Below are 14,652 nucleotides of genomic sequence, written 5' to 3'. Positions count from 1 at the left end.
CGACGGCATGCCGTCGCAGCCTTCGAAAACCTACTGCTGCGCGCCGGCGATGAAGTCGGTCTTGCCCAGCTCCGCGCCGGCTTCGCGCAGGATCACGTAGGTGGTGGTGCAGTGGAAGTAGAGGTTCGGCAGGATGAAGCCGAACAGGTAATCCTGGCCCTTGAAGTCCATTTCGCCGTTGCGCATCTTCAGGTGGATCTCGCGGCCCTCGCTGCCGTCGATCTTCCCTGCGTCGAAGCCCTGCACGTAGTCGATCACGCGCTGGATGCGCGCGTGGATCTGTTCCAGCGTGGTCTCGTTGTCCTCGAACGAGGCCGGTTCCACGCCGGCCAGCCGCGCGGTGCCGCGCGCGGCCATGTCGCAGGCGATCTGCACCTGCTTGACCAGAGGCAGCATGTCGGGGATCAGGCGGGTGTTCAGCAGCACGTCGTCGGTCACGCCCTTGGCCTTGGCGTGCGCCTCGCCTTTCTTCAGCACGTGGGCAAGGTTGGACAGCGCGCGCACGAACACGGGAACGGAGGCCTGGTACATCGAAAGCGTCATGGAAAACTCCTGCGTCAGTGGGTGGGATCGTGCGGCAGTGCGCCCGGGGCGCCTGCCGCGTCAGGGGAATGGGCATCGGCGGGACGCGCCAGCGGCGCGGTATGCGCGGTCACGCGCGCGGCGATGATCGCGCCGGCGACCAGCAGCAGCGCCGACAGCACGAACGCCAGGCCGGGCAGGTGCAGCGGCGAGGTGGGTGCGATCGAGAAGGCGAATACCTGCGCGAACAGATACGGCCCGAAGATGCCGGCGAAGCTGCCCAGGCTGGTGATCGCGCCCTGCAGCCGCCCTTGTTCGGACGGATCGACCTGGTGCGTCATGATCGCCTGGATCGGCGGCCCGGACAGGCTCCACAGCGCCATCAGCGGGATGCCGGCGAGGAACAGCCAACCCTGTTGCGCCACACCCATCAGCAGGAATGCGCCGATGCCGCAGGCCATGCCCGCCAGCAGCACCCGCCGCTCGCCGAAGCGCGGGGTCAGCCTGCCGGTCAGGAACGCCTGCACCGAACCGTCGCAGGCGCCGACCAGCATCAGTACGAACCCCACCGCCTGCGGGCCCCAGCCGTAGCGGTAGTCCGCGTACAGGACGAAGGTGGTCTGCAGCACGTAGTGCGCGAGGTAGACCAGGAACATGACCACGCCCAGCCCGAGGACCTGCGGATGGCGACGCAGCAGCTTGAGCGAGCCCAGCGGATGCGCGCTGTGGAACTCGAAGCGCGGCGTGCGCCGTTCCTTCGGCAGCGACTCGGGCAGGATGAAGAAGCCATACAGGAAATTGCACAGCGCCAGTCCGCCGGCGACCCAGAACGGCAGTCGCAGCGAAATGTCGCCGAGGAAGCCGCCCAGCCCCGGCCCCACGATGAATCCGAGCCCGAACGCGCCACCCAGCACGCCGTAGGCGGCCGCGCGCTTTTCCTTGGGCGTGATGTCGGCGATGTAGGCATTGGCGGTCGTGAAGCTCGCCGCCGTCATGCCCAGCAGCGCGCGACTGACGAACAGCAGCCACAGCGTCGGTGCCAGCGCCAGCACCACGAAGTCGATCGCCAGACCGAGGTTGGAGATCAGGATCACCGGCCGCCGCCCGAACCGGTCGGACAACGCGCCCTGCACCGGCGAGAAGGCGAACTGCACCACCGCGAAAACGGTGGAGAACACGCCCACCCACCAGGCGGCCCTGGCGATGCCACCGCCGGCCAGCTGCTCGATCAGGTGCGGCAGCACCGGGATGACGATGCCGAACGCCAGCATGTCCAGCAGCACGGTGACGAAGATGAAGGCCACCGCCGCGCGGCGGCGCGTGTCGCTGAGTGCGGTGTGGTTCGAATCCATGCGCGGGTCACCGGCGAGTGAAGCGCGCACGATAGCGCATCGGTGCGGCCCGATTGCTGCGTGCGCGGCATGGATGGGATGCGGAGGATGCAGGGTTTGCAAGGGCGGGAACCCCGTTCGAGACGCTCCGGGTGAAGGGGATGGCCCGATTGCTCCGCTCCAACCTTGCCTTCAAGGGAGCGGGCCGGGGGATGGGTCCGCCGTGCGCTACCCAGGCGGTTGCGCCAGTTCACGCGCGCTGAGGAACCCGTCGTGGTTCCGGTCCGAGCGATGGAACTGCGCGCGCAGGTCGGCCTGGAACGCGGCCAGCGTGCGTGGCATGCGGCGCGGCCCCGGTGGCAGCTCGCTCGCATCGAGTATCCCGTCGCCATTGGTGTCCATCGCGCGGAAGCCGGCCGCCAGGTAGTCGACGTACTCCTGCACCGCGATGCGCCCATCGCCATCGGCATCGAACTGGCGCAGGTAATCGTTCGGCGTGTCCTGCGCCAGCGCCGCGAGCGGCGCCAGCAGCATCGCCAGGGCCGCCCACCGCATCAGCGTGCGCCGTGGATCCCGATGAACTGCAGGAACTCCGCGCGGGTACGCGCGTCGTCGCGGAAGGCGCCGAGCATCTGGCTGGTGACCATCGACACGCCGCGCTTGTGCACGCCGCGGGTGGTCATGCATTCGTGGCTGGCGTCGATCACGACCGCCACGCCGGCGGGCTTGAGGTGTTCCTGGATGCAGTTGGCGATCTGCGCGGTGAGTTTTTCCTGCACCTGGAAGCGGCGCGCGTAGCCCTCGACGACGCGGGCGAGCTTGCTGATGCCGACCACGCGGTTGGTCGGCAGGTAGCCCACGTGGGCGCGGCCGATGATCGGCGCCATGTGGTGCTCGCAATGGCTTTCGAACTCGATGTCGCGCAGCACCACCATCTCGTCGTAGCCCTCGACCTCCTTGAAGGTGCGCTTGAGGAACTCGGACGGATCGTCGGCGTAGCCGGAGAACCAGTCGCGGTAGGCCTTAACGACGCGGCGCGGCGTGTCCAGCAGGCCTTCGCGCGCGGGGTCGTCGCCAGCCCAGCGCAGCAGTGTGCGCACCGCTTCCTCGGCCTGGGCCTGGGTGACGTCGTTGGGGTTGCTCGGGTCGCTCATGCGAAAAGGGGCCTTGGCTTGCGGACGTGGCAGTTTACCGTCCGCTGCCGTCGGACGTATCCGGACCCTGTGTAAAGCGCCGGCGACCTGAAGCCCTGGCCCGGCGGGAAATGGGACAGATCGCGTCAGACAGTGTCTTCCTCGACGTCGTCGTCGGGTTCGGGCACCACGCCCAGCAGCTGCTGGGTGACCTCGCCCGAGAGCGTCTCGACGCCTCGCAGCTTGCGCTCGATCGCGCGCGTGCGCACGCCGGTGGCGTCGATGTGCCTGCCGGCTTCGTCGAGCTTCTTCTTTACCTTGTCCAGCACGTCGCCGAACTTGCCGAACTCGGTCTTCACCGCGCCCAGGATGTTCCACACCTCGGAGCTGCGCTGGGCGATGGCCAGCGTGCGGAAGCCCATCTGCAGGCTGTTGAGCAACGCGCTCAGCGTGGTGGGGCCGGCGACCACCACGCGGTGGTCGCGCTGCAGCAGTTCGAACAGGCCAGGGCGGCGGATCACTTCGGCGTACAAACCCTCGGTGGGCAGGAACAGCACCGCGAAATCGGTGGTATGCGGCGCGGCCACGTACTTGGTCCTGATCCGCTTGGCCTCCTCGCGCACGCGCAGCTCCAGCGCGCGGCCGGCGACCGCGGCGCCCTCCACGTCGGCCAGTTCCTGCGCTTCGAGCAGGCGCTGGTAGTCCTCGACCGGGAACTTGGCGTCGATCGGCAGGTAGAGCTTGTCGACGGCGCCCTGCCCAGGCATGCGGATGGCGAATTCCACCCGCTCGTTGGAGCCCGGCACGGTGATCACGTTGGATTCGTATTGCTCGGAGGTGAGCAGTTGCTCCAGCAGCGCGCCGAGCTGCACTTCGCCCAGGATGCCGCGGCTCTTGACGTTGCTGAGCACGCGCTTGAGGTCGCCCACGCCGTTGGCCAGGCTCTGCATCTCGCCGAGGCCGCGATGGACTTGCTCCAGCCGCTCCGAGACCAGCTGGAAAGACTGGCCCAGGCGCGTCTCGAGCGTGCTCTGCAGCTTCTCGTCCACGGTGGCGCGCATCTGTTCGAGCTTGGCGGCGTTGTCGTCCTGCAGCGCCTTGAGCTTGACCTCCAGCGTCGAGCGCACCTCGCCCATGCGCTTTTCGTTGTCGGCGGTGAGCGAGGCCAGCTGCTGGCGTTGCTGCTCGCTGGCGCGGGCCAGGGTGAGCCCCACTTCCTCGCGGCTCTTGCGGGCGTCCTCGGTGAGTCGCTGGGCCAGCCCCTGCAGGCCGGCATCGGTGCGTGCGGTGAGGCCCTCCAGTCGCTGGCCGAAGCCGTCGATGCGCTCGGCCTGCTGGCGCGACACGTCGGCCAGCTGCTCCGCGACGTGGCCGCGGAAGCGGTCGAAACCCTGCTGCAGTTCCTCGCGGCCGGCGCGCTGCTCTTCGCGCAGCACGCGCTCGAGGCGCTCGCCGTCGCCCCTGAGCGCGTCCAGGCGGATGGCAAGACCGTCATCGGTGCGGCCACGGCGCAACAGCACTACCTGCAACGCAAGGATGGCGAAGGCGACCAAGAGCAAAAGGGCGAGCAGTACGTCGGCGAAGGACATGGCGGGTTCCGGCAAGCTACGGAGCCAAGTTTACGCGCACCCGTCTCAACTGCCGCGACGCTTCGGCTTCAACCGCTGCCGCAGGAAGCGCAGCGTGGCCTTTTCCAGTTCGCGCGGCTTGCAGGCACAGGCTTCGCTGATCGCACGCTGCAGGCTGCCGTCGTGCCAGCCCTCGAACACTTCCGGATGGATGTAGGACTTGCGGCAGACCGTCGGTGTGTTGCCCAGGACCTCGGCCACCTGCCTGATCGCCTCCACCAGCGCATGGCGACGGGCACGCTCGCCGCCCTTTTCCGGCAGCGGCGTGCAGGCCAGCACGCCGGCAGCGTGGGCGGTGCCGCCCCAGGTGCGAAAGTCCTTGGCGCTGAAGGCTTCGCCGCAGGCGTCGTGCAGGTAGTCGTTGACCATGCCCGAATCGACCGGCTGGCGTTCGCCCGCGTCGTCCAGGTACTGGAACAGCCGTTGGCCGGGCAGCTGCTGCACGCGGCGGACGATCCGGGTCAGGCGCCGGTCGTCCAGCTCGATCTCGTGCTCCTGGCCGCTCTTGCCCTGGAAGCAGAAGCGAAGCCGGCCGCGCGCCAGGCGCACGTGGCGCGAGCGCAGGGTGGTCAGGCCGTAGCTCTTGTTGTCGCGCGCGTAGCTCTCGTTGCCGACGCGGATCAGCGTCTCGTCCAGCAAACGCACCAGCAGCGCCAGCACTTTCTCGCGTGGAAGGCCGGTGAGCGCGAGGTCCTTGCGGGCGCGCCGGCGCAGCCTCGGCAGCGCGGCACCGAAGGCGAGGATGCGGTCGAACTTGCCGTGGTCGCGCAGCGCGCGCCAGTCCGGGTGGTAGCGGTACTGCTTGCGGCCGCGTGCATCGCGGCCGGTCGCCTGCAGGTGACCGTCGGGATTGGCGCAGATCCATACGTCCTCGTAGGCCGGCGGGATGGCGAGCGCACGAATGCGCGCCAGTTCGGCCTTGTCGGTGACCGGCTGGCCATCCGCGTCGCGGTAGCCGAAGCCCTTGCCCCTGCGCAGCCGGCGGATGCCCGGCTGCGTGTCGCTGACGTAGACCAAGCCGGCCGCACGCACCTCGGCGCGCAGGGCCGGATCGGGATCGCTGGGGCGGGTGTTCATCTGCCGCAGTGTGGCGGCCGCATCGATCAAGGCGGTGTGCACGCGGGCTTTGCACCACGGCGCCCCCCCGCGCTGCCGCAACGGGCGCATGATGGGATGACGACGAGCCGCGGGAGCGCAAGATGGAGCACGCGTACGACTACCTGATCATCGGCGGCGGCATGGCCGGCGATGCGGCGGCCAAGGCGATCCGTGCCGCCGACGCCTCGGCGAGCATCGGCCTGGTCAGCGCGGAAACCTCGCCGCCGTACGAGCGGCCGCCGTTGTCCAAGGCGCTGTGGAAGGGCGACAAATCGCTCGAATCGATCGACCTGGGCACCGCAGCCACCGGCGCGCAGCTGCATCTGGGGCGGCGCGTGCAGACACTCGATCCGGCCACCCGTCGCGCCAGCGACGACCAGGGCGACGAGTACCGCTATGGCCGTCTGCTGCTGGCCACCGGCGCCGCGCCGCGGCAGCTGCCCTTCGCGGGCGATCGGGTCATTGACTTTCGCACGGCCGACGATTACCGGCGCCTGCGCCGCCATGCCGTGGCCGGTGCACACATCGCGGTGGTCGGTGGTGGCTTCATCGGCAGCGAGCTGGCCGCCTCGCTCTGTGGCGCCGGTTGCAAGGTGACGATGATTTTTCCGGGCGCCTCAATCGGTAGCGGCAGGTATCCGCCGACGCTGGCAACGTTCCTGGACGACTACTACCGCGTGCGTGGTGTGCAACTGCTGTCCGGGGTCAAGGTAGTCGACGGCAGCGCGGGCGAGGACGGCGTCGAACTGGGGCTGTCCGATGGCCGGCGCCTGCGCGCGGATGCGGTCGTCGCGGGACTGGGCGTGACGCCCGACATCGCGCTGGCCACACAGGCCGGCCTCACCGTCGAGGACGGCGTGGTCGTCGATGCGCAGTTGCGCACCAGCGACCCGCACATCTGGGCGGCCGGCGACATGGCCAATTTCTTCAACCCGTCGCTCGGGCGCCGGTTGCGCGTGGAGCACGAGAACGCCGCCGTCGACATGGGCGCGCATGCCGGCCGCGCGATGGCCGGCGCCGGCGGCGACTACGCCACCCTGCCGTACTTCTACTCGGACCTGTTCGACCTCGGCTACGAGGCGGTCGGCCTGCTCGACGCGCGCCTGCAACAGGTGGAAGACTGGAGCGAGCCGCATCGCAAGGGCGTGGTCTATTACCTGGACGGCGGGCGCGTGCGTGGCGTGCTGCTGTGGAACGTGTGGGGCCAGGTCGATGCCGCGCGCGAGCTCATCGCACAAGCCGGCCCCGTCGATGCGGACTCCTTGCACGGGTGTATTCCGCACGACGGTTGAACCACGCCGATGGCAGGCGCGCCCCCCTGAGCGGACGCCGCCGGGCAGGCGTTTCCGGATGGCCAAATGCGCGCCGGAAAACCGCACTAGCGTGATAGAGTTCACAAAACGCGCACGCAATCAGATCGATCCGCTTACGGTGGCCGGCCTGTGAAGCCAGTGCCGGACAGGAGCAGGGGGAACAACGGCAATGCCCATTCGACGCCCCATTCCGGCGGGCCGCCGGCGTGTCGTGCTCGCCGTCGCCGCGTGGGCGGCGCTGGCCGGTCCAGCCTTCGCCGCCGCGGCCGATCCGGGCGAGCTCGTTGCTGCGATCGACCACCTGCGTCAGGCCGGGGAGTGGACCCGCGCGCTGGCGGTGTGCGAGCAGGCACTGCGCGACCATCCCCGTGACGCCGAGTTGCTGCGGCGGCAGGTGCTGATCCTGGCCGATGCCGGCGCCGTCGGCCGCGCCCGCGAGCTGGCGCGGGAGCTGCCGGCCGATCCCGTGCTGCTGGCCCGGCTGGACGCGGACGTGGCGGCGCAAGGTGCCCGCCGCGCGGCGCGCGACCCGGTCGCCCCTGACGCCGATCCCTACGCCGCCGGCGATGCGGCGGTGCGCCAGCTCGATGCCGTGGTCGCCGGCCATGCCGCCGCGCCGGCCGTCGTGCGCCGGGCCCGCCTGGACCGGCTGGTGGCCCTGCAGGCCGCGGGCCGCTCCGCCGAGGCGGTGGCGGACTACGATGCGATGAGCGCGGCCGAACGCGAGACCCTGCCGCCCTACGTGCTGCGTCCGCTGGCCGAGGCCCTGCTCGACCGCCAGCGGCCGGAAGAGGCCGCGCGCCTGCTCGAGCGCGCGGGCCCGGCAACCCCGGGGAGCATTCCCGAAAGCGAATCCGATCCGGCGATCGTGCTGATGTACGCCTACAGCGAAGCCGGCCAGTACGCCAAGGCGAAGCAGACCATCGACACCGCCGCCGCGGCACAGCCGGTGTGGCTGCGCAAGCCGGGCCAATCCAAGCCGGCGGCCAACCCGCACCGCAGCGAGAACGACCTCAATGCCGCGCTGCTGCGCGGCTACGCCGGCCTGCTGGCCGACGCCAACGCACGCCTGGCCGCGGGCGTGCACGAAGCGCCGGCCAGCGCGAACTGGCGGCGCGAACTGGGCAACAACGAACGCAGCCGCGGCTGGCCGCGCCGCGCCGAGGCAGACCTGGCGATCGCCCGCGGGCTGGATCCACAGGACACCGGCGTGCGCCTGGGCCAGCTGGAAACCCTGCGCGACCTGGGTGATTACGCCGACGTCGAACCCGGCCTCGAAAACCTCGAGGCGCATTACCCGCGCAACGCACAGGTACAGCGCGCGCGCCGCGCATGGGACCGCGAGCGCGGCTGGCAGTTCGATGCCGCGCAGACCTTTGGCCGCGGCAACACGCCGGACTACGGCGACCGCGACCAGGACACCCTCGCCGCGCTCGCCTCGCCGCTGCTGGCCGACCACTGGCGCGTGTACGCCATCGCGCGCCATGCGCAGGCCTCGCTGCCCGAGGGCGACGCCCACCGCACCGACGCCGGCCTGGGCGTGCGCGGCCAGTGGCGCGGCGTGCAGGCCTACCTGCAGGCGCTGCCCACGCGCGGCACCGGCGACGACCCGACTGCGGTGGAAGCGGGCTTCGACTGGGCGATCGGCGACCACTGGGCGTGGAGCACCGACGCCAGCAGCTCCGGCGCCGACATCCCGTTGCGTGCCCGCTACTACGGCATCCACGGCAGCACGCTGGACAGCACGGTCCAGTGGCGTGCGAGCGATCTGCTCGCCGCGCGGCTGGGCGTGCAGGCGGCCAACTTCAGCGACGGCAACCGCCGCCGCGCGGCCGACCTGGGCATTACCGGGCGCGTGCTGACCCGTCCGCGCCTGCAACTGGACCTGGGCGCGGACCTGTACGCCTCGCACAACACGCTGGACGGCACCGCCTACTTCAACCCGCGCCGCGACGGCGCCGCCACGGTCACCGCGCACCTGGACCACGTGCTGGTCGAACGCTACGGGCGTACCTGGCACCAGCTGGTCGACCTCGCCGTCGGCAGCTACGCGCAACAGGGCCAGTCCGCCGGCTGGGTCGCCGACGTCGGCTATGGGCAGGCCTGGCAGCCGCACGAGGGGCTCGGCTTCGGCTGGCGCCTGGGCTGGCACAGCCAGCCCTACGACGGCCGCCGCGAGACGCGCGCCACGCTCGAACTGACCCTGCACTGGGGGGAGTGACATGCGTTACCTGATCCTCGCCCTGCTGCTCCTGCTGGCCGTGCCCGCGCACGCCGGCCGGCTGGTCATCCTGAGCTACCACGACATCCACGACCCCGCGCAGGGGCCGACCACCGACCCGGACGCGACCAGCCTGGATCATCTGGTCGGCCATCTGGAATACCTGCACGCGAACGGCTGGACCGCGGTCAGTCCCGCGCAGGTGCGTGCCGCGGCGCACGGCGGGCCGGCGCTTCCCGACAAGGCTTTCCTGCTGACCTTCGACGATGGGCTGGAAAGCTTCTACACGCAGGTCTATCCGCTGCTGCAGGCCTACCACTACCCCGCGCTGCTGGCGCTGGTGACCGGCTGGATCGAAACGGCGCCCGGCGACAGGCTGGACTACAACGGACGTGACTGCGATGCGTCCTGCTTCGTCACCTGGGCACAGGTGCGCGAGATGCAGCGCTCGGGCCTGGTCGAGATCGCCTCGCACAGCGACGCGCTGCACGAGGGCATCGTCGGCAACCCCCAGGGCAACCTGCTGCCGTCGGCGGTGACGCGCCGCTACGATCCGGCGGCCGGCAGCTACGAAACCGAGGCGGCGTGGCGCGAGCGCATCACCGAGGACCTCACGCGCAGCGCGGCGCTGATCCGCGAGCACACCGGCCAGTCGCCGCACGCGATCGTTTGGCCCTACGGTGCGTTCAACCGTCCCGCGCGCGAAATCGCCGCGACGCTCGGCATGGAGATGTCGCTCACACTCGGCAATGCGGTGCCCGACCCCGTGCGCGACCACACCCTGGATCGCTTGCTGCTGGGCGGCGATCCGGGCGTGGCGGACCTGGCCTGGCAGTTGATGCCGACGCATGAAGTGGAGCCGCGCCGCGTGGTGCAGGTCGACCTCGACTATGTCTATGACCCGGATCCGGCGCAGCGCGAACGCAACCTCTCGCAACTGCTCGACCGCATCAAGCGGATGGACGTCGACCAGGTCTGGCTGCAGGCCTATGCCGATCCGGACGGCGATGGCGTGGCCGACGCGCTGTACTTCCCCAACCGCCACCTGCCGATGCGCGCGGACCTGTTCTCGCGCGTGGCCTGGCAACTGCAGACCCGCGCCGGCGTGCATGTCTACGCGTGGATGCCCGCGCTGGCGTTCCGCCCGCGGGCGGGCGATCCGGTCGCGGCGCTGGGCCTGGCCGGCGATGGCAAGGACGTGGCGCGGCTCGACCCCTCGCAGCCGGCCGTGCGCGCCTGGATCGGCGATCTCTACGAAGATCTGGCCAGCCACGCCAAGTTCGACGGGCTGCTGTTCTCCGACGATGCACTGTTGCGCGACACCGACCGGCTGCACGACGCGCCGTCCCCGGGCGCCGCGCGCACGGCGTGGCTGGTCGACTACACCCACGCACTGATCGAACGCGCGCGGCGCTGGCGACCGCAGCTGCGCACGGCGCGCAACCTGTTCGCCGCACCGGTGCTCGACGGCAAGGCCGAGGCCTGGTTCGCGCAATCGCTGCCGGCCTTCGTGGCCGGCTATGACGAAGTGGGCCTGATGGCGATGCCGCAACTCGACGAGGCCAAACCTTCCAAGGCCTGGTTCGAACGCCTGGCCGCTGCCGTCGCCGCCGTGCCGGGCGCGCGCGAGAAGACCGTGTTCGAGCTGGCCGCCCAGGACTGGCGCACGCGCCAGCCGATCGACGCCACTACGTTGCTCGCGCGCATGCGCCTCCTGCAGGTCCACGGCGCACTGCACCTGGGCTACTACCCGGACGACTTCCCGGCCGACCATCCCGAGCTCGAGCGCATCCGCCCGGGCATCTCCTCGGCCACCTACCCGTACAAGGAGCGCTGATCGTGGACACGACGCATCACGCCCTGTCGGTGCTGCTCGACTTCGCCTTCTACTACCCACTCATCATGTCGATGTTGTGGATAAGCGGCAGCATCATTTACTTCCTGCGCTGGGAGCGCCGGCAGCCGCCGCGCACCGAACCCCAACCGCTGCCCGAACAGCCGCCGATCAGCATTCTGGTGCCCTGCCACAACGAGGGCACGCACATCCGCGAGACGATCGAGCAGCTTGCGCGCCAGCGCTGGCCCGAGTTCGAGATCATCGCGGTCAACGACGGCTCCACCGACGATACCGGTGCGCAGCTCGACGCCCTGGCCGAGGAGGTGCCGCAGCTGCGGGTGATCCACTTCGCCAGCAACCAGGGCAAGGCGATGGGGCTGCGCATGGCGGCCCTCGCCGCGCGCCACGAGTTCCTGGTGTGCATCGACGGCGACACCCTGCTGGACGAGCACGCCGCGCACTGGATGATGCGCCATCTGCTGGAAAGCGCGCGCGTGGGGGCGGTCACCGGCAACCCGCGCATCCGCAACCGCTCGACGCTGCTGGGCAAGCTGCAGGTCGGCGAGTTTTCCTCGATCATCGGCCTGATCAAGCGCGCCCAGCGCGTGTACGGGCGCATCTTCACCGTGTCGGGGGTGATCGCCGCGTTCCGCAAGCGCGCGCTGCTGGACGTCGGCTACTGGAACGTCGACATGGTCACCGAAGACATCGACGTGAGCTGGCGCCTGCAGATGCGCCACTGGGACGTGCGCTACGAACCGAACGCACTGTGCTGGCTGCTCACGCCGGAAACCCTGCATGGCCTGTGGCGCCAGCGCCTGCGCTGGGCGCAGGGCGGCAGCGAGGTGCTGCTTCGGTACGCCGGCGGCCTTTTCAACTGGCGTCGCAGGCGCATGTGGCCGGTCGCGCTGGAGTACGTGCTCAGCCTGGTGTGGGCCTACCTGATGCTGGTGGTGGTCGCGCTGTGGGCGCTGGGCAAGTTCATGCCGGTGCCGCCCGAACTGGCAGTGCCCAGCCTGTTGCCGCGCTGGCACGGCGTCATCCTAGGCCTGACCTGCCTGACCCAGTTCCTGCTCAGCCTGGTGATCGACCGGCGCTACGAGGCGCGTATCGGGCGCAACTATTACTGGATGATCTGGTATCCGATCGCCTACTGGGTGATCAACACGCTGACCACGGTGGTCGCGTTCCCCAAGGCGCTGCTCAAGCGCCGCGGCGTGCGCGCGGTGTGGGTCAGCCCGGACCGGGGACTGCGATGAAAGCCGAAGGCTTCGTGATCCAGAACGAGCGCCAGCGCACGCCGGCGCAGCGGGCGCTGTCCTCCTTCGTCACGCTGGTGGCGTGGATGCTGTGGCTGTACCTGTGGCTGCCGGTGATCACGCTGGTGGCGTGGCTGGCCGGGCTGCGCACCGCGTGGGTGGAGCTGTCGGCCGAGGCGTACGCCAACCAGACCTCCGACCTGCTGTCTATCCTCGGCTACGCACTGGTCTGTGCCGTGGTGTTCGCCAGCTGGGCCTATTACAACCAGGCCCGCTTCGCGCACAGGACCCGGCGCCGGCAAGGCCCGGCGGCGGTGACGCTCGTCGAGGAGGCCCTGGCGCTGGATGTCGACCCGCGCGAGGCGCAGGCCATGCGTACCCAGCAACACAGCACGCTGGTGTTCGACAAGAGCGCGCGACCGGTGGTGCGGCGTTCGTCCGATCGCGCGCCGGAACCCGCCTGACCCCTTCACAGGATGGGCTTCAGCCCTCCGCTCCGGCGTGCGGCAAGGTAGCGGCGGGCTGAAGCCCGCCCTGCGTGTGGCCGGTGGTCACTCCACCCGGCAGAACACTGCCTTGAGGTAGCGACCTTCCGACACGTCGGCGCGCACCGGATGATCGGCGCCGGCGCCGGTCACCTGCAGCACCTGGATCTCGCGGCCGGCGTTGAGCGCCACGCGACGCAGCATCTCCAGGAAGTCCGCCTCGGCGACCAGGCCGGTGCACGAGCAGGTCAGCAGCAGGCCGCCGGGCGGGATCACGTCCAGCGCCAGGCGGTTCATGGCGAAGTACTTCTTCAGCGCGTCGAAGACCTTGTTGCGGTCCCGCGTGAGCTTGGCCGGGTCCAGGATCACCGCGTCGTACCGCTCGCCGCGCGCGGCGGCCTCGCGCAGCCAGTCGAAGATGTCCGCCTGCTGGAAGTCGATGGCCAGGTTGTTGGCCGCGGCGTTGGCGCGGGCGATCTCCAGGATCCCCGCGTCCATGTCCACGCCGACCGCCTCGCGCGCGCCCGCCGCCATGGCATGGACGGCGAAGCCGCCGGAGTTGCAGCACAGGTCGAGCACGCGCCGGCCGCGTGCGAATTCCCCGAAGCGTCGGCGGTTCTCGCGCTGGTCGGCGAAGAAGCCGGTCTTGTGTCCCAACCCGGGCGCGGCGTGGAAGGCCAGACCGTGCTCATGCACCTGGACCGGCGCCGGCGGCTCGGGGCTGCGGCAGTCGAACGATTCCTGCTTCTGCACGTGGCTCTCGGCGAACCAGTACAGCCGCGCGCCGGGGAAGTGTTCGAGCAGGGCCGCATGGATCGCCTCGCGGAACTTCCACATGCCGGCGGCGAAGTATTCGATCACCAGGATGTCGGCATAGCGGTCGACCACCAGGCCGGACAAACCGTCGCCCTCGCTGTGCACGACGCGCCAGGCGTCGCTGGCGCGGTCCAGTTGCAACAGGTCGCGGCGCAGCTGCACGGCGCGCGCGATGCGCGCGGCGATCCACGTCGCGTCGATCGCTTCGGCCGGATCGTTCGTGAGCAGCCGCAACGCGATGCGTGCGTGGCCGTTCCAGAAGCCGCGACCGACGAAACGGTCCTTGCTGTCCACCACCTCGACCACGCTGCCTGGCGGCAGGCGCTGCTCGGGCTTGTACACCTGCGCGGACCACACCCACGGGTGGCCCGGCGCGCGGTCGGATTTGAGGCGGATGCGCGGCGGCGCGGCGGGATCGTGCGGGCTGGGAGCGTTCATCCGGCCAATGATACCGGCCACGCAGGGTGGGCTTCAGCCCACCGCCTCGCGCCGTACGTCCAGTGATGGGCTGAAGCCCACCCCGCGAGCCGCTAGCGCAGCTTGAGGATCAGCCACGAGGCCACTGCGAGCAGGTTGACGCCGATGCGCGACACCGACGGCCCGGCTACCGCCAGCACGAAGCCCTGCGTGCCGAAGCTCCAGTCCAGCCAGGGCCGCGCCAGGTGGAAGGTGGTGTAAATGTTGAGGTACGCCCCCGCATGCAGCGCGTAGCTGAACACCGGCGTGGCGATCAGCGGCAACTGCAGCAGCTGTGCCACGCGCGAAAACGCCACGCCACGGTCGCTCCCTTCGACCAGCCACACGCCGGCCAGCAACACGAAACCGAAGGCGATCAGCGCCAGCAACGCGTGCAGCATGTCGTAGGTCGAACCCATCACCAGCAGGCGGCGCAGCGCGCCCGCGGCGCCGTACAGGCCACCGGCGATTTCGAGGATGCCGATCAGGCGGAAGAGGAAGCTGCGCATTCAAAGGTTCCGGTTGGCGGGAGCGCGGAGTGTGCCGCGTTTGC

Annotated in this window: 13 protein-coding genes; 5 read left to right on the top strand and 8 right to left on the bottom strand. The window is 70.0% G+C overall.

Annotation, left to right across the window (positions count from 1 at the left end):
- Positions 1–30 precede the first annotated feature (30 nt).
- The 6 genes from LQ772_RS15025 to LQ772_RS15000 all read right to left on the bottom strand — a co-directional run bounded on the left by LQ772_RS15025 (position 31) and on the right by LQ772_RS15000 (position 5,781).
- On the bottom strand, positions 31–543 hold the full coding sequence (locus tag LQ772_RS15025) for a DUF1993 domain-containing protein (protein WP_231321904.1): 513 nt from the start codon (positions 541–543) through the stop codon (positions 31–33).
- A gap of 14 nt (positions 544–557) precedes the next feature.
- On the bottom strand, positions 558–1,874 hold the full coding sequence (locus LQ772_RS15020; protein ID WP_231321902.1) for a TCR/Tet family MFS transporter: 1,317 nt from the start codon (positions 1,872–1,874) through the stop codon (positions 558–560).
- 207 nt (positions 1,875–2,081) lie between these two features.
- Positions 2,082–2,408, bottom strand: a complete 327-nt coding sequence (locus tag LQ772_RS15015; RefSeq protein WP_231321900.1) for an EF-hand domain-containing protein — start codon at positions 2,406–2,408, stop codon at positions 2,082–2,084.
- Positions 2,408–3,007 (bottom strand): GTP cyclohydrolase I FolE, encoded by a 600-nt coding sequence (gene folE, locus LQ772_RS15010; protein WP_231321897.1) that lies wholly within the window; start codon positions 3,005–3,007, stop codon positions 2,408–2,410. Before folE ends, LQ772_RS15015 begins: the two co-directional genes overlap by 1 nt.
- A gap of 125 nt (positions 3,008–3,132) precedes the next feature.
- Positions 3,133–4,575, bottom strand: coding sequence for a DNA recombination protein RmuC (locus LQ772_RS15005; RefSeq protein WP_231321895.1), 1,443 nt, complete (start codon positions 4,573–4,575; stop codon positions 3,133–3,135).
- A 45-nt stretch (positions 4,576–4,620) separates the two neighbouring features.
- Positions 4,621–5,781, bottom strand: coding sequence for a DNA topoisomerase IB (locus tag LQ772_RS15000; RefSeq protein ID WP_231321893.1), 1,161 nt, complete (start codon positions 5,779–5,781; stop codon positions 4,621–4,623).
- Between the two features lie 32 nt (positions 5,782–5,813).
- Here LQ772_RS15000 and LQ772_RS14995 point away from each other — a divergent pair, with 32 nt between their 5' ends.
- From LQ772_RS14995 to pgaD, 5 genes are all read left to right on the top strand, one after another.
- Positions 5,814–7,004, top strand: a complete 1,191-nt coding sequence (locus tag LQ772_RS14995) for an NAD(P)/FAD-dependent oxidoreductase (protein WP_231321892.1) — start codon at positions 5,814–5,816, stop codon at positions 7,002–7,004.
- Between the two features lie 190 nt (positions 7,005–7,194).
- Positions 7,195–9,246 (top strand): poly-beta-1,6 N-acetyl-D-glucosamine export porin PgaA, encoded by a 2,052-nt coding sequence (gene pgaA, locus LQ772_RS14990; protein WP_231321890.1) that lies wholly within the window; start codon positions 7,195–7,197, stop codon positions 9,244–9,246.
- Between the two features lies 1 nt (position 9,247).
- On the top strand, positions 9,248–11,083 hold the full coding sequence (gene pgaB / locus LQ772_RS14985; RefSeq protein WP_231321889.1) for a poly-beta-1,6-N-acetyl-D-glucosamine N-deacetylase PgaB: 1,836 nt from the start codon (positions 9,248–9,250) through the stop codon (positions 11,081–11,083).
- Positions 11,084–11,148: 65 nt separating this feature from the next.
- The gene (pgaC, locus tag LQ772_RS14980; protein ID WP_338029245.1) at positions 11,149–12,342 is read left to right on the top strand and encodes a poly-beta-1,6-N-acetyl-D-glucosamine synthase; all 1,194 of its coding nucleotides are present in this window, start codon (positions 11,149–11,151) and stop codon (positions 12,340–12,342) included.
- The gene (gene pgaD / locus LQ772_RS14975) at positions 12,339–12,806 is read left to right on the top strand and encodes a poly-beta-1,6-N-acetyl-D-glucosamine biosynthesis protein PgaD (protein ID WP_231321887.1); all 468 of its coding nucleotides are present in this window, start codon (positions 12,339–12,341) and stop codon (positions 12,804–12,806) included. The genes pgaC and pgaD overlap by 4 nt, the downstream gene beginning before the upstream one ends.
- Positions 12,807–12,893: 87 nt before the next feature.
- On the opposite strand, the gene LQ772_RS14970 is transcribed toward pgaD, so the two are convergent.
- Both LQ772_RS14970 and LQ772_RS14965 read right to left on the bottom strand, forming a co-directional pair.
- A complete protein-coding gene (locus LQ772_RS14970) occupies positions 12,894–14,081 on the bottom strand; it encodes a class I SAM-dependent rRNA methyltransferase (RefSeq protein WP_231321886.1) in 1,188 nt (395 codons plus the stop codon).
- Positions 14,082–14,173: 92 nt separating this feature from the next.
- Complete coding sequence (locus tag LQ772_RS14965; protein WP_231321885.1) at positions 14,174–14,608, bottom strand: hypothetical protein; 435 nt, start codon at positions 14,606–14,608, stop codon at positions 14,174–14,176.
- Between the last annotated feature and the right edge of the window lie 44 nt (positions 14,609–14,652).

Source organism: Frateuria edaphi (genome assembly GCF_021117405.1).
Classification (GTDB): domain Bacteria; phylum Pseudomonadota; class Gammaproteobacteria; order Xanthomonadales; family Rhodanobacteraceae; genus Frateuria_A; species Frateuria_A edaphi.
Note: the sequence above shows the minus strand (reverse complement) of the source record. Positions and strands in the feature narration are given on the sequence as shown.

Coding starts and splice junctions, on each gene's coding strand:
- LQ772_RS15025 (WP_231321904.1), bottom strand. CDS start 543: ATGACGCTTTCGATGTACCAGGCCTCCGTTCCCGTGTTCGTGCGCGCG.
- LQ772_RS15020 (WP_231321902.1), bottom strand. CDS start 1,874: ATGGATTCGAACCACACCGCACTCAGCGACACGCGCCGCCGCGCGGCG.
- LQ772_RS15015 (WP_231321900.1), bottom strand. CDS start 2,408: ATGCGGTGGGCGGCCCTGGCGATGCTGCTGGCGCCGCTCGCGGCGCTG.
- folE (WP_231321897.1), bottom strand. CDS start 3,007: ATGAGCGACCCGAGCAACCCCAACGACGTCACCCAGGCCCAGGCCGAG.
- LQ772_RS15005 (WP_231321895.1), bottom strand. CDS start 4,575: ATGTCCTTCGCCGACGTACTGCTCGCCCTTTTGCTCTTGGTCGCCTTC.
- LQ772_RS15000 (WP_231321893.1), bottom strand. CDS start 5,781: ATGCGCCCGTTGCGGCAGCGCGGGGGGGCGCCGTGGTGCAAAGCCCGC.
- LQ772_RS14995 (WP_231321892.1), top strand. CDS start 5,814: ATGGAGCACGCGTACGACTACCTGATCATCGGCGGCGGCATGGCCGGC.
- pgaA (WP_231321890.1), top strand. CDS start 7,195: ATGCCCATTCGACGCCCCATTCCGGCGGGCCGCCGGCGTGTCGTGCTC.
- pgaB (WP_231321889.1), top strand. CDS start 9,248: ATGCGTTACCTGATCCTCGCCCTGCTGCTCCTGCTGGCCGTGCCCGCG.
- pgaC (WP_338029245.1), top strand. CDS start 11,149: ATGTCGATGTTGTGGATAAGCGGCAGCATCATTTACTTCCTGCGCTGG.
- pgaD (WP_231321887.1), top strand. CDS start 12,339: ATGAAAGCCGAAGGCTTCGTGATCCAGAACGAGCGCCAGCGCACGCCG.
- LQ772_RS14970 (WP_231321886.1), bottom strand. CDS start 14,081: ATGAACGCTCCCAGCCCGCACGATCCCGCCGCGCCGCCGCGCATCCGC.
- LQ772_RS14965 (WP_231321885.1), bottom strand. CDS start 14,608: ATGCGCAGCTTCCTCTTCCGCCTGATCGGCATCCTCGAAATCGCCGGT.